The organism is Nocardiopsis lambiniae, assembly GCF_031845465.1.
GTDB lineage: Bacteria > Actinomycetota > Actinomycetes > Streptosporangiales > Streptosporangiaceae > Nocardiopsis > Nocardiopsis lambiniae.
This window is the reverse complement of sequence record NZ_JAVREP010000032.1, coordinates 16,099-38,485: the sequence shown is the minus strand read 5'-3', so window position 1 is coordinate 38,485 and position 22,387 is coordinate 16,099. Positions and strand designations below refer to the sequence as shown.

Annotated in this window: 23 protein-coding genes; 17 read left to right on the top strand and 6 right to left on the bottom strand. The window is 70.7% G+C overall.

Annotation, left to right across the window (positions count from 1 at the left end):
* Window positions 1-96 precede the first annotated feature (96 nt).
* Both RM479_RS26655 and RM479_RS26650 read left to right on the top strand, forming a co-directional pair.
* The gene (locus tag RM479_RS26655) at window positions 97-1,239 is read left to right on the top strand and encodes a radical SAM protein (protein WP_311514448.1); all 1,143 of its coding nucleotides are present in this window, start codon (window positions 97-99) and stop codon (window positions 1,237-1,239) included.
* Window positions 1,236-1,778: a class IV adenylate cyclase gene (locus RM479_RS26650; protein WP_311514447.1), complete on the top strand. Its 543-nt coding sequence runs from the start codon at window positions 1,236-1,238 to the stop codon at window positions 1,776-1,778. Before RM479_RS26655 ends, RM479_RS26650 begins: the two co-directional genes overlap by 4 nt.
* 54 nt (window positions 1,779-1,832) lie before the next feature.
* Here RM479_RS26650 and RM479_RS26645 read toward each other — a convergent pair whose 3' ends face one another.
* Both RM479_RS26645 and RM479_RS26640 read right to left on the bottom strand, forming a co-directional pair.
* Window positions 1,833-2,021 (bottom strand): DUF397 domain-containing protein, encoded by a 189-nt coding sequence (locus RM479_RS26645; RefSeq protein WP_311514446.1) that lies wholly within the window; start codon window positions 2,019-2,021, stop codon window positions 1,833-1,835.
* Entirely contained in the window at window positions 2,018-2,875 is an 858-nt protein-coding gene (locus tag RM479_RS26640) for a helix-turn-helix domain-containing protein (protein WP_311514445.1), read from the bottom strand. Before RM479_RS26640 ends, RM479_RS26645 begins: the two co-directional genes overlap by 4 nt.
* A 210-nt stretch (window positions 2,876-3,085) precedes the next feature.
* Between RM479_RS26640 and RM479_RS26635 the strand changes: the two genes are divergently transcribed.
* Window positions 3,086-3,652: an ATP-binding protein gene (locus RM479_RS26635; RefSeq protein ID WP_311514444.1), complete on the top strand. Its 567-nt coding sequence runs from the start codon at window positions 3,086-3,088 to the stop codon at window positions 3,650-3,652.
* A 122-nt stretch (window positions 3,653-3,774) separates the two neighbouring features.
* Complete coding sequence (locus RM479_RS26630) at window positions 3,775-4,149, top strand: hypothetical protein (protein ID WP_311514443.1); 375 nt, start codon at window positions 3,775-3,777, stop codon at window positions 4,147-4,149.
* Between the two features lie 311 nt (window positions 4,150-4,460).
* On the opposite strand, the gene RM479_RS26625 is transcribed toward RM479_RS26630, so the two are convergent.
* A complete protein-coding gene (locus RM479_RS26625; RefSeq protein WP_311514442.1) occupies window positions 4,461-6,239 on the bottom strand; it encodes a DUF262 domain-containing protein in 1,779 nt (592 codons plus the stop codon).
* A gap of 899 nt (window positions 6,240-7,138) precedes the next feature.
* Here RM479_RS26625 and RM479_RS26620 point away from each other — a divergent pair.
* Window positions 7,139-7,621, top strand: a complete 483-nt coding sequence (locus tag RM479_RS26620) for a glutathione peroxidase (RefSeq protein WP_311514441.1) — start codon at window positions 7,139-7,141, stop codon at window positions 7,619-7,621.
* Window positions 7,622-7,726: 105 nt separating this feature from the next.
* On the opposite strand, the gene RM479_RS26615 is transcribed toward RM479_RS26620, so the two are convergent.
* A complete protein-coding gene (locus tag RM479_RS26615; RefSeq protein WP_311514440.1) occupies window positions 7,727-9,472 on the bottom strand; it encodes a helix-hairpin-helix domain-containing protein in 1,746 nt (581 codons plus the stop codon).
* Between the two features lie 312 nt (window positions 9,473-9,784).
* Window positions 9,785-10,738: an aldo/keto reductase gene (locus RM479_RS26610; RefSeq protein ID WP_311514439.1), complete on the bottom strand. Its 954-nt coding sequence runs from the start codon at window positions 10,736-10,738 to the stop codon at window positions 9,785-9,787.
* A 231-nt stretch (window positions 10,739-10,969) separates the two neighbouring features.
* On the opposite strand from RM479_RS26610, the gene RM479_RS26605 reads away from it, so the two are divergent.
* The 5 genes from RM479_RS26605 (at window position 10,970) to RM479_RS26585 (ending at window position 14,987) form a co-directional block, all read left to right on the top strand.
* The gene (locus RM479_RS26605; protein ID WP_311514438.1) at window positions 10,970-11,809 is read left to right on the top strand and encodes an undecaprenyl-diphosphate phosphatase; all 840 of its coding nucleotides are present in this window, start codon (window positions 10,970-10,972) and stop codon (window positions 11,807-11,809) included.
* Window positions 11,810-11,922: 113 nt separating this feature from the next.
* Window positions 11,923-12,666: an MSMEG_4193 family putative phosphomutase gene (locus RM479_RS26600; RefSeq protein WP_311514437.1), complete on the top strand. Its 744-nt coding sequence runs from the start codon at window positions 11,923-11,925 to the stop codon at window positions 12,664-12,666.
* A 10-nt stretch (window positions 12,667-12,676) separates the two neighbouring features.
* A complete protein-coding gene (locus RM479_RS26595) occupies window positions 12,677-13,255 on the top strand; it encodes a DUF3090 domain-containing protein (RefSeq protein WP_311514436.1) in 579 nt (192 codons plus the stop codon).
* 7 nt (window positions 13,256-13,262) lie between these two features.
* Window positions 13,263-14,027, top strand: a complete 765-nt coding sequence (locus RM479_RS26590; protein ID WP_311514435.1) for an SCO1664 family protein — start codon at window positions 13,263-13,265, stop codon at window positions 14,025-14,027.
* 156 nt (window positions 14,028-14,183) lie between these two features.
* The gene (locus tag RM479_RS26585; RefSeq protein ID WP_311514452.1) at window positions 14,184-14,987 is read left to right on the top strand and encodes an HAD-IIA family hydrolase; all 804 of its coding nucleotides are present in this window, start codon (window positions 14,184-14,186) and stop codon (window positions 14,985-14,987) included.
* Between the two features lie 66 nt (window positions 14,988-15,053).
* Here RM479_RS26585 and RM479_RS26580 read toward each other — a convergent pair whose 3' ends face one another.
* Window positions 15,054-15,437: an RNA polymerase-binding protein RbpA gene (locus RM479_RS26580; protein WP_274810931.1), complete on the bottom strand. Its 384-nt coding sequence runs from the start codon at window positions 15,435-15,437 to the stop codon at window positions 15,054-15,056.
* A 353-nt stretch (window positions 15,438-15,790) separates the two neighbouring features.
* Here RM479_RS26580 and RM479_RS26575 point away from each other — a divergent pair, with 353 nt between their 5' ends.
* The 7 genes from RM479_RS26575 to RM479_RS26545 all read left to right on the top strand — a co-directional run bounded on the left by RM479_RS26575 (window position 15,791) and on the right by RM479_RS26545 (window position 22,387).
* Window positions 15,791-16,825 carry a hypothetical protein gene (locus tag RM479_RS26575; protein ID WP_311514434.1) on the top strand — a complete coding sequence of 345 codons (1,035 nt, stop codon included), beginning with the start codon at window positions 15,791-15,793 and terminating at the stop codon, window positions 16,823-16,825.
* Between the two features lie 328 nt (window positions 16,826-17,153).
* Window positions 17,154-18,515 carry an ATP-binding protein gene (locus RM479_RS26570; protein WP_311514433.1) on the top strand — a complete coding sequence of 454 codons (1,362 nt, stop codon included), beginning with the start codon at window positions 17,154-17,156 and terminating at the stop codon, window positions 18,513-18,515.
* Entirely contained in the window at window positions 18,515-18,919 is a 405-nt protein-coding gene (locus tag RM479_RS26565; protein ID WP_274811056.1) for a roadblock/LC7 domain-containing protein, read from the top strand. The genes RM479_RS26570 and RM479_RS26565 overlap by 1 nt, the downstream gene beginning before the upstream one ends.
* On the top strand, window positions 18,916-19,275 hold the full coding sequence (locus RM479_RS26560) for a DUF742 domain-containing protein (protein WP_311514432.1): 360 nt from the start codon (window positions 18,916-18,918) through the stop codon (window positions 19,273-19,275). The genes RM479_RS26565 and RM479_RS26560 overlap by 4 nt, the downstream gene beginning before the upstream one ends.
* Window positions 19,256-19,864 carry a GTP-binding protein gene (locus RM479_RS26555; protein WP_311514431.1) on the top strand — a complete coding sequence of 203 codons (609 nt, stop codon included), beginning with the start codon at window positions 19,256-19,258 and terminating at the stop codon, window positions 19,862-19,864. Before RM479_RS26560 ends, RM479_RS26555 begins: the two co-directional genes overlap by 20 nt.
* A complete protein-coding gene (locus tag RM479_RS26550) occupies window positions 19,861-21,078 on the top strand; it encodes a cytochrome P450 (protein WP_311514430.1) in 1,218 nt (405 codons plus the stop codon). Before RM479_RS26555 ends, RM479_RS26550 begins: the two co-directional genes overlap by 4 nt.
* A gap of 64 nt (window positions 21,079-21,142) precedes the next feature.
* Window positions 21,143-22,387 (top strand): cytochrome P450 family protein, encoded by a 1,245-nt coding sequence (locus RM479_RS26545; RefSeq protein WP_311514429.1) that lies wholly within the window; start codon window positions 21,143-21,145, stop codon window positions 22,385-22,387.

Genomic DNA, 22,387 nt, shown 5'->3' with positions numbered 1-22,387 from the left:
GATACCCGCAAGGGATGGGAGAGCCACTATCCGTGACGGAATCGTCGCTTGTGACACACGACCCCGCCCGATCCTGGCACCGTCACAGGAGCCCCCATGGATGCCCTCCCCGCCGCGAACCCGCTGCCGACCTTCATCGACACCGACACCACCCTGCGCGTCAAGATCCTCGACGCCTGCGGGATGACCTGCACGTTCTGCCACAACGAAGGAACCCCCGTCGTGGTCGACAACCGCAACCTCGGGCCCTTCCAGATCACCGGCAGCTCAGGGCGGACGTCGATCTACGCGGCCACCAACGGCGCCGCCTTCTTACCCGCGACCATCCCGCCCGACCGGGAGTTCGCCCGGACCCTGCGGCTCATGAACGAGTGCATGGGCTGTACCGAACTCCACCTCACCGGCGGCGAACCCACCCTCCATTCCCGCCTGCCGGACCTCGTCCGGCTGGCCGTCGACCAGGGATACCGGGTGTGCATGACCTCCAACGGTGAGAACGGCGCCAGGCAGATCCCCGCCTGCGCCGATGCCGGGCTCGACCGGGTCAACTTCTCGATCTTCGGCACCACACCCGAAGAACTCGCCCAGGTCCAGCACTCCCGGTTTCGGGACACCGCCAGGGCCGCGGCCAAGATCGACGCTTTGCGCGTCTCCATCCGGGCCTGCATCGACTACGAGGTCCGGGCCGGCGCCAACATCGTCGTCCTGGACCGGACGCACATCGACCGCGTTCACCGCCTCCTGGACACCTACGCCCCCGAAGTCTCCGTCCGCCTGCTCAACTCCCTCGACCACGGGCAAGCCTCCATCGACGCCATCAACGACGTCCTCGCCCAGCGCGGAGCCGTCGCGGAGTCACATCACCTCACCGCCGGGGCCTCCGGGTCCCGGACCGTCTACCGCATCGACGGCGGGAAACGCCGCGTCCACGTCAAGTGGATCCGCCCCGTACGCCCACCCGCCCTGTGCCGAGGGTGTCGGTTCAACAACGACACCGACTGCCAGGAGGGGTTCTACGGGCTGCGGCTCTACCGCGACCGCCAGGGCGCCTACCTGGTGGGTGTGTGTCTGCAACGCATGGACCTGTGCCAGCCGATCGGGGACTTCCTCGACGGCCCCTTGAGCACCGAGATCCTCCGCTTCCGCCGGACCGATCGTGACAGGCTGGACGCCGATCACCACCGCACCCCCACCGCCTTTGAGACGAACACACACCACGAAGGGAATCCGACGGCATGAGCGCGATCGAGTACGAGGCCAAGGTTCTGGACATCGACCCCGACCGGGTCACTCGGCTCATCCTCGACAAGGGCGGTGAGGACCTAGGTGAGGTGCTCCAGCGGCGCTACGTCTACGACATCGAACCCGGGGACGCCTCCCGGTGGGTGCGACTGCGCGACACCGGTGGCCGGGTGACGCTCGCGGTCAAGGAGATCGGTTCCGACGCCATCGACGGCACCCGGGAGACCGAGACCGAGGTCGGCGACTTCGAGACCGCCAACGCGCTGCTGGGCAAGCTGGGGTACACGCCCAAGGCGTACCAGGAGAACCGCAGGCACAGCTTCGCACTCGACGGGGCCAGGTTGGAGATCGACACCTGGCCGCGCATCCCGGCCTACCTGGAGATCGAGGCCGACAGCCGGGAGGAGGTCGTGCGGGTGGCGACGCTGCTGGGGTACTCCGAGGCGGAGCTGACGGGGGAGAACACCACGAAGGTGTACGCCCGTTACGGCATCGACCTGGCCACGATCACGGATCTCCGCTTTCGGGATGAGTGAGGGGCACAGGCGTGGTGCGCCCCGACGTTCTGGCGGCGGGGCGTGCCACGGTTGTCAGGTGCGCTGGTGGGAGAGCGAGGAGCGGAGGAAGGCGGCCCACTCGGGGGAGGGGAAGGGAAGATGGCCGTCGTCAGGGTTCTTGGAGTCCCGAACGGCGGCACCGGATGGCAGGTCGGCGACCTCGACGCAGTCCTGGTCCCGGCCGCTGTAGCTGCTCTTGCGGAAGTCGAGTCGGTGACTCATGTCTGCTCCTTCAGTGACGCGGCGATCTCGCCGATGAGCTCGGCCGATCGGGCTGTGGACAGGGATATGCCCTGGAGGTTGCCGAACGCCACGTTATATTCCTCTATCTCCTCGGGGCGTTCCAGGAAGAGGCCGGTGGTTGCGGTTCCCACGTACACGATCGGGGTGTCCCTGGGTTCGGGGAAGTCCAGGATGGTGAACGACCCCTCCATGCCCAGGTGTTCGCCCGCCTCGTAGGGCAGCACCTGGATGTCGATGTTGTGCCGCATGGCCAGGTGGCCCAGGTGTTCGAGCTGTTCCAGCATCACCTCACGGCCACCGACCAGGCGTCGCAGGGCGGCCTCGTCGATGACGGCGGTCATGCGCGGCGGCTTGACCCGGTTGAGGATGGCCTGCCGGTTCATGCGGGCCTCGACCGGGCGGGCCACCTCCTCCTCGCCGATGGCACGGCCCCCGCGGAAGACGGCGGCGGCGTAGCGCGGGGTCTGGAACAGGCCGGGGACGAGTTGGGCCTGGAAAGCGCGGATGGTCGCGGCTTCGGCCTCCCAGTCCGGGAGGGCGTGCTCGCCGAACACGTCCTTGTAGCGGGACCACCAGCCGCTCTGCTTGGACTGCCGTGCCAGTTCGTGCATGCCCTCGCGGGTCTGGGTGTCCACCTCGTAGAAGTCGGCGAGCGCGTCCAGGTCGGTGTGGCGCAGACGTCGGGCTTCGGCGGTCTCCATCCGGCCCAGGGTGGAACGGGGGACGCCAGAGCCCTTGGCCGCGGCTTCCAGGGTGAGTCCGGCTTTGTCGCGGAGGCTGCGCAGGACGTGTCCGAGGCGGCGTCGCCGGATGTTGGGGCTGTGCGAGGTCATGGGGGCATCCTAACCGGACATTATGGGAATCTCGTTTGATTCGCTTGACTTGTGGGATTCCCATTCTAGGGTGGATGGTGATCAGCCGAACACCGACTGTTCCTCGAAGCGAACGCTATGTCCCGCCCGCGTCTCCGTGCGCGACTTCGCGAAGGTCGACGGGCGGTCGGGGCCCTGTTCCCTCCACCCTGAGCAAGGAGTTGGTTCGTCATGCCCGAAACCGTCCACGACCCCCGCCTGCACCCGGCCCCGGTGGCCGGGACCGCGACGGTGCCCTTGGCCGCGTTTGTCCGGCCCGGCCACCGCCACTACTTCACCGGCACTTGCGAGCGCGCCCCCTACCGGCTGCGCCGCTACGCCTTCCCCGGCCTGGGCGAGGTGATGCCGCTGGTGCGCGCGTTCCTGGACACCTGCGCCGCCCACCGCGACCCCGACTACCGGTACCTGTTCACCCTGCTGGGGTCGGAACTGGCCGCCAACGCCGTGTGCCACTCGCTGTCCGGACGCCCGGGCGGCCACTACACGCTGCTGGTCCACCGCAACCGCCACGGCCTGCGCCTGACCTGCCGCGACCTGGGCGCCGCCACCGGCGAGGACACCCGCCTGGCTCCCGAGCGGCTCCCGGCGGAGGCCGAGACGGGGCGCGGTCTGGCCCTGGTCGACGCCCTGGCCACGGACTGGGGCGACAACGGCTACGCCCGCTATCGCACCGTGTGGTGCTACCTCGCCTACGACCTCCAGGGAAGCCGCTGGAAGGAGCCCGCCCCCGTGGCCTGACATCTCCACCCGGCCCCCACGACAAGGGGCCCGGTACGAAGACGGGCCCAGAAGGCGCGCCAACGCCTTCTGAGCCCTTGATCCCGAACTCCGATCTGCGACAACCAAGAAACCAGGATCCGATGCGCCACCCTATCCCGCGGCCGCGCCGCTGTGACGACACCCGGCCCGCTCCGCTCCTGCCGCTGCACCGGAGGCGGCCGCTCGTCGGACCGGTCTGCCCGGCCTGCGAGCACCCCTCCTGCCGGGCCCGCCGCGCCCAACGCCTGCCCCGCCTGGGCGGGCACCGCACCGAGTTCGCCCCCGAACACGCACGCGCCGCCGCCGTCCAGGCACGGCACCCCGACCTGATCGCCTACTACGGGGAGGCCACCGGGTCCTTCTGGGCCATCACCCCCACCGGCCTGCTGGAAGCACACGACACCGACGCCCTACTGCTCGCCGTGCGGCGGTACACGGCAGTCTCCGAACGGGTTCGGGTGCTGGTCCTCACCTGAAACGGTCGGTCATCCCGACCGTCGACGGGGCGGTGCCGCGCACGCGCGGTATCGCCCCGTTTGGTCGTGTCTGAAGGCTATTTGAGTACGGTTTGAGAGTCCCGTGAGAGTGATCTGATCACCACGGCCCACCCCCAGGCCCAGGGGGTCTTCGATGTCGCATCCCCGCCCCGCGCCGACTTCTTAAGAGAACAGAAAGCAGGAAGAAGGCAAGACCACTTCGGGAGGGTGTGCACGGGTGACGGGGACGACTACGAGCAGGCGTTGATGCGTTTGCTGCCGCGGATCACCGTCACGTGGCGGAACCGCCTCTACGCGGGAGCCTCCGGGCCCGGGATTGCGGGAGTCGCTCCGAGGGTGGAGATGAGGCGTTCGCGCATCCGCTGCTTGCGCTGCTCGAAGAACGCGGTGAATTCCTCCATGCCGAGCGGCAGACCGTCGAGGTCGTTCTCGGAGAGGTAGGTGGCTCGCTTTTCCTCGCTGGGGAACGCGGCCCCGATCCAGTCCCCGGGGAGGGTGTTCTGCTTCTCGATATTGGCGGTTCCCGCGAGGAGCTGGAGATTGGGCAGCAGGTTCACCGCTGCCAGGTAGTCGTCGATCCTGTCGAGAGGTATCCCGGCCGCGGCGAGCTTCTTCTTCGTGAAGCGGGACTTGGGAAAGATGTGATCCTCGTGGAACACCTTGCTCAGGTCCAGGCCCGGGTACAGCACAGACAACACGGAGAAGGTGCGCTGTCCGGCGTACTTGAGATTGAGCAGTTCGTCGATCTCACTGTTGTCGAAGGTGAGGCTCTTTCCGACCGCGGCCATCGCCTCCTCGACCGCGGCGACCGGGAAGGAGCCTGTGGTATTGGCGCTCAGCACGTCGCGGATACGGGTGAGCAGGGTGTCCAGCCCCGAACCCCAGACGCCGCGCTTGACGAGTGATCTAGTGACCCACCGCTGCAAGGCGAGCCGGTCGGCGGCGTCGGCGGTCGAGTCGAGGTAGGTGTCTTCCGCGCCCCGCAGGTGCAGGTAGTAGGCGATCGGTGTGATGACGCTGTTGGCGGTGAGGTTGCGTTCGTTGTAGCCGAACGTCTGGAGCAGCGTCGCCGCGCGAAGGAGCGCACTCCTGGTCTGGGGCCAGGCCGCCTCCACCTTCGCCATGTTGGCCTGGGTGAAGTTGGTGACCTTGAACTTCACGTCAACGGCGGCGATGGTCAACGCGGTCTTCAACACCGTGTCCTTGGAAAAGGAGAACTGCCGTCCGGCGTTGCCGTTGATCTCACCCACCAGTGAGCGGACCTCCTCGCGGGCGTCGAGCTCCTTCCACTGGTTCGTGGCCATCGACATCAGCAGGTCGGAGTAGGACAGGGTGGTGCCGCCGCTGTTGACCCGGACGAAGATCTCCAGCACCTTGTCGGGGTCCTGGTCGGTGACCAGGAAGTAGTTCATCGGCTTGTGCACTCGCACCGCCTCATAGAGGTCGTACAGCCGCTGGTACGCCTCGCTTGACGGGGGGATGCTCCGCCGCTCCAGTTCCTGCATGATCGCGGGTCCGCCATTGGCGAGGTCGAGCACCGCCCCGACACGGAACCACTTGTGCGGCTCGCCTTGCTCGGGTGCGGCGCCATCATCGGTCAGGAAGCGCAGATCGTACTTGGCCCCGAGCTCCTCGTCCTCGGGAGCGTCGACCAGGTTGAGATAAAGGCGCTTGACCGGGAACGCGTCGGGACTGTTCCACCAGGCGTACTTCTTCTTCTCCGCGAAGCTGCCGTACAGCGCGATGTTCAGGGAGGTGAGGCGCTGTTGCCCGTCGAGAACGGCTGTGGTGCCGCTGCCGTGAGGGAGGGTGGCCCTGTCGGCGTGGGGCTTGTCGCGCTCGTGGTAGTTCGTCAGGAACTCGTAGAAGGTGTACGTCTTCGCTGTCTCGGGGCTGACCTCCCACAGCAAGAATGAGCCGACGGGGTAGCCGCGCATCAAACTGTCGACGAGCTTGGTGATCTGATCGGCGCTCCAAACGAACTCGCGCTGGATCGCGGGCATCAGGTACTCGCGCTTGTGGACGGTGGTGAGCATCTCCTCGACGGTGCGGGCGGTCTGGAAGGACATCGGGACACCTCTTGTCGGCGGGGGGTCGTCCTGGTGGCCGTGGTGGCTGGGACCGGATGGCTGCGGCGTCGGCGGTGAACAAGGAGTTGTCCGGACCGTAGAAGCGTGGTTCCTGGTCGGATTCGTCTCTTGTACGGGCCAGGGGAGTGCTCCTGGCAGCCGAACGCGAAGACGGGCGGGCCCCATGCCTGCCGTAGGCCGCTCTCAGGCCGCGGTGGACAGCGGCTGCCCTGGAAAGATACCAGCGTGATCGGTGCCGCCTCGGCCTTCTTCGGCGCTTTTGCTGCTCTGCCCTGTTCCGGTGCCGAAGCGCTGTTGTTAGCGGCCGTCCTCGAACTCCGCCGACGGGACCGGTCCGATTTCGCTCTGTCGGCGGCGTTGGTCGAACCAGGCCACATACCCGGCCCTGCGACCTCGGTCTCGCCCGGGGCCCTCTACGGGTCGGGGCGCAGGCCGGTGTGGTGATTCCTTGCGAACCACAAGGTCCAGCGGGGGTGCCAACCGGGCGGTGAAGCGTGAGTGACGGGATGGGCGGTGCACACTCACCGGGCGGAGCTTCTGCCCCCGTGCACCCGCCGGTGCACCCCCGGGAACGCGAAAGCCCCTGACCACATTGCGTTTCCGCTGTTCAGGGGCTTTCGCCAGTGGGGTGAGTGACGGGACTTGAACCCGCTCAGCTCCAGCGACGCCGTGAGCAACTCCAGGATGTCGTGTTCGTCCTCGACTATCAGGACCCGGGCCCCTCGACCCCGGTGGGTGGGCGCGCCATCGGCCGCTCCTGCCCCGATCGTGCCGTGCGGCACGGTACGCCTCCCGGGCGAGAGGCCGGTGAGAACGCGCCGACGGGCTCTGACACTCTGGAGGCAGGCGCGAAAGGCAGGCCGACGAGAAGGAGAGACATGACGGTGCTGGACGACATCCCGGTGACATTGATCGACGGACGCGAGACGACGTTCGGGGAGTGGGCGGGCCGGGTCCGCCTGGTGGTGAACGTGGCCTCCCGCTGCGGGCTCACCCCCCAGTACGGGCAGTTGGAGGAGTTGCAGAAGACCTACGGCGAGCGCGGGTTCACCGTCCTGGGCTTCCCCAGCAACCAGTTCCTCCAAGAGTTCGGCGACGATGACAAGATCGCCGAGTACTGCTCGATGACCTGGGGCGTGACCTTCCCGATGATGAGCAAGACCAAGGTCAACGGCAAGGGCCGCCACCCCCTCTACGAAGAGCTCACCCGTACCCCCGACGCCGAGGGCAAGGCGGGCAAGGTCAAGTGGAACTTCGAGAAGTTCCTGGTCATGCCCGACGGCGAGGTCCACCGTTTCCGCCCCACGACGCCGCCCTCCGACCCGGCGATCGTCGACCTCATCGAGAAGCACCTCACCTAGGAGCGGTACCGGGTGTCCTCCCGCGCCCGCTCCTCCGGGTGCGGGAGGACCGGGTGGCCGGCGGTGTCCCGGACCCCGTTGGGGAGCCGCACGGTCGTCCCCGGCTCAGCCCTCGCGCAGGACGCGGACGAGGCGGGTGACGCGTTCGGGGGCGGTGGTCTCGCGCACGCCCGTCTCCAACGCGCCGTCGGTGGCGTCCACCAGGGACACGTGACGGACCGCCCGGGTCAGCACCGTGTACACCTGGGGTCGGGAGACCGGGACCCCGGGAGGGAACACCCCCACCACGGCCGGCCACCGGCCGCCGTGGGCGGCGGCCACGGTGAGCGCCCAGCCCGGGCGCAGCGCCGCCGGGTCGGTGACGGTGACCTTCGCGCCGCCGGTCAGCTCCACCTCGACCCCGCCCTCGACCGGGCCGCGCAGCACACCGGTGTCACCCGGACCGAACCCCGGCCCTTCGGCGACCAGCAGCACCGCGTCCCCCGGGTCGAACCCGCCCAGGGCGCCCGGACCCGGGTTCAGCCGCTCCTTGCAGGCGACGTTGAGCGCGCGGGCCCCGGCCGGCCCGTCCTCGCGGGCCGCGACCACGCGCACCTCCTCGGCCGGGACGCCCAACGCCCGGGGGATGGAGTCGGTCACCAGCTGCACGACCCGGTGGGCGGCCTCCTCCGCCGAGGCGGCCGGGACCCGCACCACCTCGCGGCCGGGCGCGTCCACGTGGGGGACCTCCCCCTCGGACACCGCCAGCGCCAGCGCGGCGATGGGCCCCGGGCCGGCCTCCTCCTCGGGGGAGGCGACCTCGGCGGTGTGCGCGGTACGGGAGCGGACGATGTCCTCCGCGACCCGGCCGGGGGTGGCGGACGGGGCCTGGCGGGGGTCGGCGAGCAGTACCAGGTGCGCGCCGTCGGAGCACAGCGAGGCGAGCGCCGCCGCGCGGGTCACGCCCACCGCCATCGACTCGCACAGCACGACCAGGCCCGAGGTCAGGGGTCCCTCCCGCACGGCGCCGGCGAGGGAGAGCACGCGCGTCCCGGGGTCCCCCTGACCGACCTCGGCCAGGTCGGCCGCCACGGCGGCGGCAGCCTGCGCGGTGGGCGCCACCACCGTGATCCCCACCTGGCTCTCGTCGGCGATCGCGGCCAGGCACGCCAGGGCGCGCGCCGTCTCGGCGCTGTCGCCGGGCCCGTGCCACAGCACCGTCACCGGGCGCAGGGCGACCGTGACCAGCGCCGCCCGGGTGTGCTCCGAGACGGTGAAACCGCCCTTGCCGCAGGCGGCGTCGACGGTCTCGGCCGCCGTGGCCGAGTCCATGATCGGGTCGTTGGCGGAGATCAACCGCACCAGCTGTTCTCCCAGCCGCTGCTCCGCGTGGCCGAGGTCCGTGAGCGCGTAGAACCGGTCGGGGTCGGGCAGGTCCGGCACCCCGTCCTCGGCGAAGTCGAAGTCGTCGTCGGAGTCGTCGGTGCTCTCGAACACCGCCACGGCGCCTCCGGCCACCGCGGCCTCCAAGGCCTGCGCGGGGGCGTTCACCCCCAGCCGCCCCACCAGTGAGGCCAGCCGTTTCTCCTCCACGGCGGTGTGCCCGCGCGCGGCGGCGGTGCGCAGCGTGTGCTCGGTCAGCGCGGCCGTCCGGCGCGGGTCGTCAGGGTGGGCCCGCTCACCCAGGGCCCGACGGGCGCAGAAATCGGTCTGTTCGACGGTCACCTGCGGCAACCGCAGCAGCAGCCACGGGTCGGCGGTGAGGTCGGTGGCGGCGGTCGGGCCCAAGGCGGCCAGCAACCGCGGGGCCAGGGCGCGCGGCGCGCCCATTCCGTCCAGGACGGCACTGACCTGTTCGACTGCCTCGGACACCTCGGCCGGTCCCCCTCGTTCGCGCGTGCGTCGTTCCCCGGCAGCCTATCGAGAGGTGACGACGTCCGGTGGCGGACCGTGGACGAGGTCCGCCAGGGGCGGGGGCGGCGGCGCGGGGCCGACCACCGCGCACGGCGGCGCACCGGTTCCGGCGCGGCCCGTCGGATGGCGCCGGCGGCCTGCCGGGCGGAGGCGCGGAACAGCGCTCGGCCGGCGCCGCCCGGGCGGGCTCCCCGGACCCGGAGCACGCGACGGACACGGGGTGGCCGGCGGGCCCGTCCTCGTCGCTCCGGGCCACGCTCGGCCACGGGGTCAGCGACCGCCCCCGGACGTCGCGTCGTCCAGGGCGTCCCGGATCTCCGAGGGCAGCTCCACGCCCTCCACGCCCAGGACCTCCTCCAACTGTGCCAGGGTGCGCGGCCCCACCACGGCCGCCGCCACCCCCTCCTGGTCGCGCGCCCAGCTCAGCGCCACCGCCAGGGGAGACACGCCCAGGCCCTCCGCGGCGGTGCACACCGACTCCACGACCCGCCGGCTGCGATCGTCCAGGTACGGCTCCACGTACGACGCCATGTGCGGGAAGGCCGCGCGCGAGTTCGCCGGTGTGCCGGTGCGGTACTTGGCGCTGAGCACCCCCCGACCCAATGGCGCCCACGCGATCAGGTGTGCCTCCGCGGCGGTCGCGGCCGGCAACAGATCCCGGTCCGGACCCCGGTTGAGCAGTGAGTACTCCGCGCCCACACTCACCAGCGGCACCCGCCCCGGCCTGGCCCGCTGCCAGGTCGCCAACGTCGCGAACTGCCACGCGTCCAGGTTGCCGGTCCCCACGTAGCGGGCCTTGCCGGCGGTCACCGCGGCCTCCATCGCCGCCAGGGTCTCCTCCGGCGGCGTCACCGGATCGAACACGTGCAGTTGCCACAGGTCCACGTAGTCGGTCTGCAACCTGCGCAGCGACGCGTCCAGGGAGGCCAGCAGGTGCCGGCGCGAGGCGTCCACCGGTCGGTAGCCCTCGGGGGTGTGCCCGCTCTTGGTGGCCACCACCATGTCCTCGCGGCGCACCGAGGAGCGCAGCAGCCGCCCCAGGATCCGCTCGCTCTGCCCGCCGGTGTAGATGTCCGCGGTGTCCACGAGCGTGCCGCCCGCGTCCGCGAACGCGGTGAGCTGCTGCCCGGCCTCCTCCTCGGAGGTGTCCTTGCCCCAGGTCATCGTGCCGAGGGCGGTGCGGGACACCCAGAGTCCCGATCTGCCCACCTGTCGCTGTTCCATGCGGCGGAGAGTACCGTGTTCATGCGAAGTCGTCCCGACGTACATCCTCACGGCGTATCCTCGTCGAAGCCCTGACCGGGGACGTTCACCACGCCGTCAGTGCGGCCCGGACCGGTTCCATCCGGCCGGGACGCGATCCCCGAGGCCCCCGCCCCCGGTCCTCAGAGGGAGATCCCCAGCGGTGCTCCGGCGCCCCCTCCGCGCCGGACCTTCACGAAAGCCCGAAACCGAGTGTCCATCTTCGAGGCGGTCGTTCTCGGCCTCATCCAGGGACTCACCGAGTTCCTGCCCGTGTCCTCCAGCGCCCACCTGCGCGTGTTCGCGGCCTTCTTCCAATGGCCCGACCCCGGCGCGGCCTTCACCGCCGTCAGCCAGATCGGCACCGAACTCGCGGTGGTGGTCTACTTCCGGAAGAGGATCTGGGCGGTCACCTCCACCTGGTCGCGCTCCCTGGTCGACCGCGACCTGCGCGGTGACATCAACGCCCGCATGGGCTGGTACATCATCCTGGCCACCATCCCCATCGGCGTCCTGGGCCTGCTCCTGGAAGACCAGATCGACAGCACCTTCCGGGATCTGCGCCTCATCGCGCTGACCCTCATCGTCTTCGGCCTCATCCTGGGCGCGGTGGACCACTTCGCCCGCCGCGAGCGCGAACTGGAGGACCTCACCCTGGGGCGCGGCATCGCGTTCGGCCTGTTCCAGACGCTGGCCCTGATCCCGGGCGTCTCCCGGTCGGGCGCCACCATCACCGGTGGCCGGCTGCTGGGCTTCACCCGCCCGGCCGCCGCCGAGTTCGCGTTCCTCATCGCCCTGCCCGCGGTGTTCGCCTCCGGCCTGTACAAGATGCTCGACATCGGCGGCGGCGAGTACGCCGGCTGGGGCGCCACCATCGTCGGCACCATCGTGGCGTTCGTGGTCGGCTACGTCGTCATCGCCTGGTTGATGAGGTTCATCTCCACGCACAGCTTCATGCCGTTCGTGTACTACCGCGTCGCGCTCGGTGTCCTGATCCTCGTGCTCGTCTTCTCCGGCGTCCTGGACCCGCAGGGCGGCGCCGGGGTCGGCTGACCCCCTCGCCCCGTCACGGGCCGGCCCCTCCCGGGGGCCGGCCCGTGCGCGTTCCGGCCGCCGCGCGGGAGAGGACGTGGGCGGTGCGGGCGACACCGCTCTAGGCTGGGGCCATGGCGACACCACCATCCCAGGACACCCTTCCACAGGCGGTCACCCTCATCCTCGTCCGGCACGGGATGACCGACGCCACCGGGCCCCGACTGGCCGGTCGCGCCCCGGGGGTCCACCTCAACGACACCGGTCGCGCCCAGGCCGCCCACCTGGCCGTTCGGCTGTCCGGGGTGCGTCCCGCCGCCCTGCTCTCCAGCCCGCTGGAACGCTGCCGGGAGACCGCCGAGGCCGTCGCCGAGGTCCTCGGCGTCCCCATCACCACCGACGACCGGCTCATCGAGTGCGACTACGGCTCATGGACCGGCCGGGCCCTGACCGACCTGGCCCACGAGCCCCTGTGGCGGGTCGTGCAGGACCATCCGGCCGCCGTCCGCTTCCCCGGCGGAGAGGCGCTGGCCGCCGCCTCCGCGCGCGCGGTCGAGGCCGTCCGCGACTGGAACTCCCGGTTGCTGCTCACCCCCGCCGACGCGCCCCCGGTGTACGTGGTGTGCAGCCATGGCGACATCATCAAGGCCATCGTCGCCGACGCCCTGGGCCTGCACCTGGACCTGTTCCAACGACTGCGGGTGGACCCCTGCTCGGTCACCTCCATCACCTACACGCGCACCCGCCCCTTCCTCAACGTCCTCAACGACACGGGGAAGGGCCCCGGCCCCGTCCTGCCCACCTCCGCCGAGGCCACCGGAGACGCGGCGGTGGGCGGTGGAGCCGGTGCCGAACACAGCGTCACCGACATCCCTTAAGGTTCTAGGCATGCCCGTCTTTCAGTTCAATCCGCCGGAGCGGTTCATCACCGGGACCGTGGGCCAGCCGGGAGAGCGCACCTTCTTCCTCCAAGCGGTGGGGGAGGGCCGCATCACCAGCGTCGTCCTTGAGAAGGCACAGGTCGAGGCGCTGGCGACCCGAATCGAGGAGCTACTGGAAGAGGTGCACCGACGCTTCGGCGCGCCCCCGGGGGATACGACCGTCCCCGAGGACGACGGCCCCCTCGAACAGCCCATCGAGCAGGACTTCCGCGTCGGCACCCTGGCCCTGGCCTGGGACGCCGAGGCCGCCCGCGTCATCGTGGAGGCCCAGGAGATCGACGAGGGCGCCGGCGAGGACCTCGTCGACGACGAGAACGAACTCGAAGTGTTCACCGAGGAGGGGCCGCCGCACCGCGACGTCCTGCGCGTCTACCTCACACCCGGGGAGGCCCGGGCCTTCGCCGGCCGGGCCCTGAAGGTGGTCGCCGCCGGTCGGCCCGACTGTCCGCTGTGCGGTCGCCCCCTGGACCCGGCCGGGCACATCTGCGTACGCCAGAACGGCTACCGCCCCGACCGTCTGGTCTGATCCGGCCTTGACGCACGACGACACCGCCATCGAGGGACCCTTCGAGGGGCTGACCCCCGCCGAGGGACTCGACCTGCTGCGCACCGGTGGGATCACCGTCGAGGGGCGGCTCACCGCCGCCTCCAACGCCACCCTGTACTGCACCGTTTCCGACGGATCCCGTTCGGCGGCCTGCGTGTACAAACCCGTGGCCGGGGAGCGGCCCCTGTGGGACTTCCCCGACGGCACCCTGGCCGGCCGGGAGGTCGCCGCCCACGCCGTCTCCGAGGCGCTGGGCTGGGCCGTCGTCCCGCCCACCGTCCACCGCGACGGGCCCTTCGGCGAGGGCATGGCCCAGCTGTGGGTGCACGGCGACACCACCGTGGACCTGGTCGCCCTGTCCCGGGAGACCGACAACGCGGCCCTGCGCCGTATGGCCGTCTTCGACGCGGTCATCAACAACTCCGATCGCAAGATCGGCCACCTGCTGCCCACCCCGCAGGGACATCTGTACGGCTGCGATCACGGGGTGTCCTTCGCCGAGGACTACAAACTGCGCACGGTGCTGTGGCAGTGGCAGGGGTCGCCGCTGCCCGACGAGGCGATGGCCGGGCTGGAGAGGCTGCGCGACCTGATGGCCGACCCGGACAGCACGGTCGCCCGTGAACTGGACCGCCACCTCACCGGCCCGGAGGTCTACGCGGTGCACGCCCGGGTCGACCTGCTCATCGGGCACCGCATCCACCCCTACCCGGCCCCGGACTGGCCGGCGGTGCCCTGGCCGCCCGTGTGACCCCGCCGTCCCGGTCCGGCCACCGGCCGAGTCGCGCAGGCGGCCCGGGAGCGCCTCGGCGCGGTGCCGGTCGGGGAGGGCCCGCAGGTCCCCCGGTGTGAGGAGTATCGACTACCCGGGAGTAGGAATGGCGTGTTCCGCCTCGTTGTGGGCACAATGGGGCACGTGAGCAACGAATGGAACTACCTTTTCGACATGGACGGCGTTCTCGTCCGTGAGGAGCACCTCGTCCCGGGCGCCGACGAGCTCATCTCCGAGCTGCGCGAGCACGGCACCCCGTTCATGGTGTTGACCAACAACTCCATCTACACCCCGCGCGACCTACGGGCCCGGTTGCTCAACACGGGACTGGACATCCCCGAGGAGTCCATCTGGACCTCGGCCCTGGCGACCGCCCAGTTCCTCCAGACCCAGCGCCCCAACGGGTCGGCCTACGTGGTGGGCGAGTCCGGTCTGACCACCGCGCTGCACAACGTCGGCTACGTCATGACCGAGCGGAACCCCGACTACGTGGTGCTGGGGGAGACCCGGACCTACAGCTTCGAGGCCATCACCCGGGCGATCCGCCTGGTCCGCGCCGGGGCCCGGTTCATCGCCACCAACCCGGACGAGACCGGCCCCAGCGCGGAGGGGCCGCTGCCCGCCACCGGCGCGGTCGCGGCGCTCATCGAGAAGGCCACCGGTCGGCGCCCCTACTTCGTGGGCAAGCCCAACCCGCTCATGATGCGCTCGGCCCTGCGCCGGATCGGCGCCCACTCGGAGAACACGCTGATGGTCGGCGACCGGATGGACACCGACGTGCTCAGCGGACTGGAGGCCGGCCTGCAAACGGTCCTGGTGCTGTCGGGCATCTCCGATCGGGACACCGCCGAGCAGTTCCCCTACCGCCCCACGCGGGTCATCGAGTCGGTCAAGGAGCTGGTGGGCTCCACCCACGACCCGTTCGGCCACTTGGGGTAGGGGTCCGGAGACGACGAAGGGGCGGTGGACACGGATCGTGTCCACCGCCCCCCGATGCGCGCGGCGTCAGGCGCTCTGCCGCTGCTTGGCGATCTCCTCCACCTTCGCCGCCTCCTCGCGACGGCGGGCGCGGAGCACTTCCAGACGCTCGGCGAGGACCTCTTCCAGGTCCTCCATGCTCCGGCGCTCCAGCAGCATGTCCCAGTGGGTGCGCGTCGGCTTGGCGGTCTTGGGCTCCTCGCCGGAGCCGTCGCGGCGCAGGGCCCGGTCGCCGCAGAAGCGGCACTCCCACTCCACGGGGATCTCGGCCTCGGTCGCGAAGGTGACCGAGAAGCGGTGACCCCGGGTGCAGTCGTAGGTGACCTCCTGCCGCGGAGCCAGGTCGGTGTTGCGGTCGTTCTCGTAGCTCGTCGCCCCGAGTCGGGTGCCGCGCAGTGCTCGCTCGGCCATCGTGTGGGTGCCTCCCAGGCGCTTGTGCGGTCTCGCGGGGTGTAACACGCGCGTATACGTCAAGATTCCCCTGCGTCCGTGCTCGAACCACGGGACGGATCCCCGCGGGCCCGACGGATCGCCGTGGAGCCGACCGACGCGATGCCGTGCGTGTGACCTGTGGCACTCCTTCCCTCTCTCCTCCGGGCGCACACCCCGGGGTCGGCACGGAGTGTGGAAAAACCTTCCGGTGACGTTCCGTATCCGATCGATGAAGACTGATCCCTTTTTGGGTACATGATCGCTTTTAGCATGTTTCGTTATTGATATGAAAAACGTGAAGAAGGTGGTGTCATGTCCGGTATAACTTCTCTGTGGTTCTACTGAAGCTCCTTGAGAAGAGCGTTGAGAAAATCGCGGAACGCCAGGTCAAGAAGGCGGGTATCACCTTCGGTGACATCTGGCGCGATCAGGATCTGGCCGCGGCGCTGCCCGCCGTCCGCGCGGGCGATCTCGCCAAGGCCCGCGAACTCCTGGACATCGACGACCCCCCTCGGGCGGATCTGCGCCTGCACGTGCTCTCCGACGCGTGCCTCCCCCACCTGTCCGCCCTGGAGGACCGTTACGGCGACGACGACCCCCTCCTTCTCCTGCTGGGCGGGACCACCCGCCTCAAGGCCTCCTGGGAGGCCCGTGGCTCGGGCTGGGCCTCCGGGGTGGGAGAGGACCGCTTCCGTCGCTTCTTCGAACTCCTCGAACCGGCGGTCCGGCCCCTGACCCGGGCGGCCGAACTCGCTCCCGAGGACCCCCGCCCCTGGAACAACCTCCAGTGGTACGGCCTGGGCATGCAGGTCCGTCGAGAGGAGCTCGACCGCGTCTGGCTGGAGCTGTGCGCCCGGGACTCCTGGCATCACCGCGGCCGCTACTCCCGGCTCCAGGTCCTGTGCGAGAAGTGGCAGGGCTCCCACGAGGAGATGTTCGCCTTCGCCCGGGAGAACGCCTCCCTGTCCGGCCCCGGCGACGCGTGCCTGGGGTTGCTGCCCGCGGCCCACAAGGAGCACATCATGCTGCTCATCAGCGGCAGCGACGAGTTCCAGACCTACGGCGACGTCAAGGGTTTCGTCGAGGCGTACCTCTCCGACCCCGGCATCCGCGGCGAACTGACGCAGGCCGCCGACCAGTGGCTGGCGGGGGACGTCACCTCCGACCCCGAACACGCGAACGTCGCGCACCTGTTCGGCGCCTTCCTCTACTACGCGGGCGACATCGAGCGGGCCGCCCGCGCCCTGGCCCACGCCGGACGCGTGATCCCCGAGACCTCGCTCTGGGGGCACGTCTCCGCCTGGCCGGCGTCCGACTACCGTGACGCCCTGAAGAAGTGCGGCCTGCTCGACGGTCCCTCCTCCTGACCCTCCACCGGCGTCCGACCGGCCACCGCCCCCGGTCGGACGCCGCCCGGCCCCGGCAGCGTCACTCGCGGAACACCGTTCCCGCAGTTCAGCGCGGTTCCCCAGGAGGGCGAAAAGCGGATCGGGCTCGGTGCATTCACCTGTTCGCCGTTCCGCAATACCCTTTGTGTGAATCTGGTGATATGTTGACTCGCTGTGCGTCGAAAAGAACGCGTTGCGGAAAAGCGTCCCTTCTCGTATTCGGTGCGCGCCTGACCCCCCACCCCTTCGGTCCGACCGGTGTGGCCACCGGAACGACCAGGGGATATTCCGCAGTCGGACGTGAGACATGACTACCACCACCCCCCGAGACGCGGGCTCCCCGCCGCTCTCATCACCCCGCTGGGCCCACCTCCCGGCGGTGCTGCTCGTCCTCTGGGGCGGGACCCTCCTGGTGTTCCCCGACGCACGGCACCCCTGGGCCCTGGGCGTCGGTGCCCTCGCCCTTCTCCTGGTCCTGGTCCTCGCCCTGTTCCTGGACCGGCGCGACCGCGCGGTCCGCGTCCTGCGCGCCGAACTCGACGAGCTGCGCGTCAGCACCGAGTCCCTGGCCCGCGATCACCTGCCGCGCCTGGTCGAGCGTCTGCGCGAGGGCGACTCCGCCGAGACCGCCCTGCACCGCATCCCGCTGCCCGAGGACACCGCCCGGCGGAACGTCGTCCGTGCCGTCGCCGTCGAGATCGCCACCGCCGAACGCCGCCGGTCGGCCGCCATGGTCGCCTGCGCCACCGCCGCCGGACGCATGCAGGCCCTCACCACCACGATGCTCGCCGACCTGCGGCGCATGCAGGAGCGGTACGGCGACGGGGACACCGACTCCGGGATCCTGGGCGACCTCATGCACCTGGACCACAGCACGGCCCAGGCCGGGCGCATCGCCGACAGCATCGCCGTCCTCACCGGGGCCCGCTCGGGTCGCCGCTGGAGCCGGGCCATCGGCGTCGAGAGCATCCTGCGCGGAGCCATGGCCCGCATCGGCGCCTACCGGCGGGTGCGCCTGCACAACGTGCCCCGTCAGGCCATCGCCGGATTCGCCGCGGAGGGCGTCATCCACGCCGTCGCCGAACTCCTCGACAACGCCGCCAAGTTCTCCCCGCCCACCTCCGAGGTCCACGTCCACGTGGAGGAGGTCCAGGCCGGCATCGCGATCATGATCGAGGACAGCGGCCTGGTCATGGGTGAGGAGGCGCTGCGCCGCGCCCGCGAGGGCGTCTCCGGCGACGCCGACATCACCACCATCTCCGGCAGTCGCCTGGGCCTGTCCGTGGTCGGCCGCATCGCCCGCCGCTACGACCTGTCGGTCTCCTTCCGCTCCTCATCGCGCGGCGGTACCGCCGTCGTCCTGCTGCTCCCGAACAAGCTCATCAAGCCCCTGCCCACGGCACCCGTCCCGGCCGCGCGGCCGGGACCGGTCGCCGCGGCCGACTCGGAACCCGTCCGGGCCGCTGCCCCGGACAACGCTCCGGACAACGCCACCGACCCGGACACCGGCCTGCCCCAACGCCGCCGGGGGCAGACCCTGGCGGCGGCCCAGGCCACCGCGCCCCGCCCCGTCGAGGACAGCGGACCGCCCACCTCGCCCCGCGGCTTCGGGGCGTTCCGTGCGGCGGTGCGCGGCCAGGACCAGAACGGAACACCGAAGGACGCATGATGGACCTCGCACGATCGACCTGGCTGCTCGAAGGACTCCTGGAGCGCACACCGGGCACCCGGCACGCCCTCGTGCTCTCCCGTGACGGCCTCAAGTTGTGCCATACCCCGAGCCTGAAAGCCGACAGCGCCGACCATCTCGCCGCCATCGCCGCCGGGGTGCAGAGCCTGGCCCACAGCGCCTCGGTGGAGTTCGGCAACGGCGGCGGCGGTGTCCGTCAGGCCATGGCCGAGTTCTACGGTGGACTGCTGTTCATCGTCGAGGCCGGTGCCGGCGCCCACCTGGCCGTCATCACCTCCGACGAGGCCGACCCCGGACTGGTCGGCCACAACATGAACGAACTGGTCGAGCAGCTGGGCGAGCACCTGTCCACCCCGCCCCGGGCCACCACCGGAACGGTATGACCCGCTCCCACCGCCACGAGACGCCCGACCGCCTCTACGTCATCACCTCCGGGCGCAGCGACGGTGCCGACGAGTCCCTGGACGCGGTCACCCTCGTCGTCGCCGAGAGCGAACCCACCCCCGACATGCAGTCCGAGCACGCCGCGATCCTGCGGACGTGCCGCGGACCCATGGCGGTGGTGGAGGTCTCCGCGCACCTCGGCCTCCCCTTGACGGTGACCCGCATCCTGCTCACCGACCTGCTGGACACCGGACGGATCACGGCGCGCCACCCCCGGCCCGCCCCCTCGCCCGCCCATCCCCTCGCCTCCCCGGACGTGTTGGAGAAGGTCCTCGTTGCACTCCACAACCTCTGAACCCACCGCGGACCCGGTCCGGCCCCTGCCCCCGACCGTCGACCAGGCCCTGAAGATCGCCGTCGTCGGCGGGTTCGGGGTCGGCAAGACCACCCTGGTGCGCTCGGTCAGCGAGATCCGCCCCCTCAACACCGAGGAGACGATGACCCGGGCCGGCGACGGCATCGACGACCTGAACGGTGTGGAGGACAAGCACACCACCACCGTCGCCTTCGACTTCGGTCGCATCACCCTGGACGCCACCTCGGTCCTGTACCTGTTCGGAGCCCCCGGCCAGCAGCGCTTCTGGTTCCTGTGGGACCGCCTGTTCAGCGGGGCCCTGGGCGCGGTCGTCCTGGTCGACACCCGCCGACTGGGCGACTCCTTCTACGCGATCGACCACCTGGAGGCCCAGCGCACCCCGTTCGTCGTCGCCCACAACGACTTCGGCGAGGGCGACCACCGACTGGAGGACATCCGCGCCGCCCTGGACCTGGACCCCGCGGTGCCCCTGCTGCGCTGCGACGCCCGCGACCGGACCTCCGCCAAGGGCGTCCTCATCGCCCTGATCGAACACGTCCGCTCCCTGGTCGCCGAGGCCGCCCGATGAGCACGGAACCCGTCGTCCTCCACGGCCCCGACATCGGCGCGGGCGGCGGTGGTCTCTACGACCGCCTGCGCTGCGAACACGGTCCCGTCATCCCGGTGCTCCTGGAGGGGGACGTCCCCGCCTGGCTGGTCATCGGCTACCGCGAACTCCAGGACGTGCTCACCCGTCCGGACACGTTCGCCCGCGATTCGCGCCGCTGGAACGCCTGGGACCGGGTCCCCCCGGACTGGCCCCTCATGCCCCTGGTGATGCCGATGCCCACGGTGCTCAACGCCGAGGGTGACGAGCACCGGCGCCGCGCCGGCGCGATCGCCGAGGCCCTGGCCGCCATCGACCAGCACGAACTGCGCACCGTGACCACCCGCTTCGCCGACCGCCTCATCGACGGTTTCTGCGCCGCGGGCTCCGCCGACCTGCGCGCCGCCTACTCCTCCCGCCTGCCCGCCCTGGTCCTGGCCTGGGCGTACGGCCTGGAGGAGGAGCACGGCGGCGCCCTGGCCACGGTCATGACCACCATGCTCGACGGCGGGCCGGACTCCATGGCCGCCCAGGGCACCCTCCTGGCGGAGATGACCGCCCTGGTCGCCGCACGCCGGGCCGCACCCGGGCCGGATGTCGTCTCCCACCTCATCGGCCATCGGGAGGAGTTCACCGACGAGGAGCTGATCCCCGAACTCATCGTGCTGCTGGGCGGCGGCCACCAGCCCACGGGGGAGTGGATCGGCAACGCGCTGCGGCTGATGCTCACCGACGACCGTTTCGGCGCCTCCCTGTCCGGTTCCCGCCTCAGCGTCTCCGAAGCACTCAACGAGGTGCTGTGGGAGGACACCCCCACCCAGATCTACGCGGGCCGGTTCGCCGCCCACGACGTGGACCTGGGCGGGCGCCGCGTCCGTACCGGAGACCTGATCCTGCTCGGCCTGGCCGGGGCCAACCGCGACCCTGCCCTGCACCGCGCCCCCGGCGGACACCAGGCCAACCGTTCCCACCTGTCCTTCTCCCACGGAGACCACCGGTGCCCCCACTCGGCCAGGGAGATGGCCGAGATCATCGCGGTCACCGCCGTCGAGGTCCTCCTGGACCGCCTGCCCGATCTCGAACTGTCCGTCCCGGCCGGAGAACTCCGCTGGCGACCCTCACCGTGGATGCGCGGGGTCACCGGCCTGCCGGTCGTCTTCTCCTCCGCGCCTCCGCTCCACCTCCCTCCCCTCTGAGCCCGGGGCGCCCTCCCCGCGACCGCGGCGCCCCCTACCCCCGCACCCTCGACGAGGAGTCTGCATGCCCTGCCCCGTGCCCCACGGTTCCCCCGCCGCCGTGGTCCTGGACCCCTACGTGACCGACCTGCGCGCCGAACGGGAGACCCTCCACGCCGCGGGTCCCCTGACCCGGGTGGAACTGCCCGGCGGCGTGAACGCCTGGTCGGTCACCCACCACGAAGAGGCCCGCGCCCTGCTCACCGACCCCCGGCTGGTCAAGGACATCGCCCACTGGGCGGACTTCCAGGAGGGCCGGATCCCCCACACCTGGCCGCTGCTGAGCACCATCCCGCCCACCCCCACCAACCTGCTGGGCACCGACGGCGCCGAGCACAGGCGCCTGCGCCTGCTCACCGCGAAGGCGTTCTCCGCCCGCCGCGTCGAGCGGCTGCGCCCCCGCGTCGAGGAGATCACCCGCGGACTCCTCGACTCCCTGGAGCCCCGGGCCGACGCGCCGCTCGACCTCAAGGCCGAGTTCGCCTTCAAGCTCCCCATGAGCGTCATCGGCGAACTGTACGGCGTGCCCGAGGACGAGCACGGCGTTCTGCGCGACCTGTACGTGAAGTTCTTCAGCTCGGTCACCGCGCCCGAGGAGTTCCTGGAGACCTACGCGACCCTGGAGCGCTACTACGACGACATGATCGCCGCCAAGCGCGCGAACCCCGGTGACGACCTCACCACCGCACTGCTCGACACGGGCGAGGACGGCGACTCCCTCAGCGACCTGGAGGTGCGCGGCACCCTCCAGGTGGTGGTGGCCGCCGGCCACGAGACCACCGTCAACCTGCTGTGCAACGCGGTGCGCGCCCTGCTCGCCCACCCCGACCAGTTCGAGCTGGTGAGGAAGGGCGAGGTCGACTGGGACGCCGTGGTGGAGGAGACCCTGCGCTTCGACCCGCCCACCTCCAACTTCATCTTCCGGTTCGCCACCGAGGACGTCGAGGTCGGCGGGGTCGTCATCGCCAAGGGCGAGGCCCTGATGACCTCCTACGGGGCGATCGGCCTCGACCGCGCCGAGCACGGCGAGGACCCCCGCCCCGACACCTTCGACCTCACCCGCTCCCAGGGCCGCCACATGTCCTTCGGATACGGCCCGCACGTGTGCCCCGGAGCGCCGCTGGCCCGCATGGAGGGGCGGATCGCCCTCCCGATGCTCTTCGATCGCTTCCCCGACCTGCGACTGGCCGTCCCCGACGGGGAACTGGGCCATCACCCCTCGATCGTGGTCAACAGCCTCAAGGAACTCCCCGTTCTCCTGCGCCCCTGA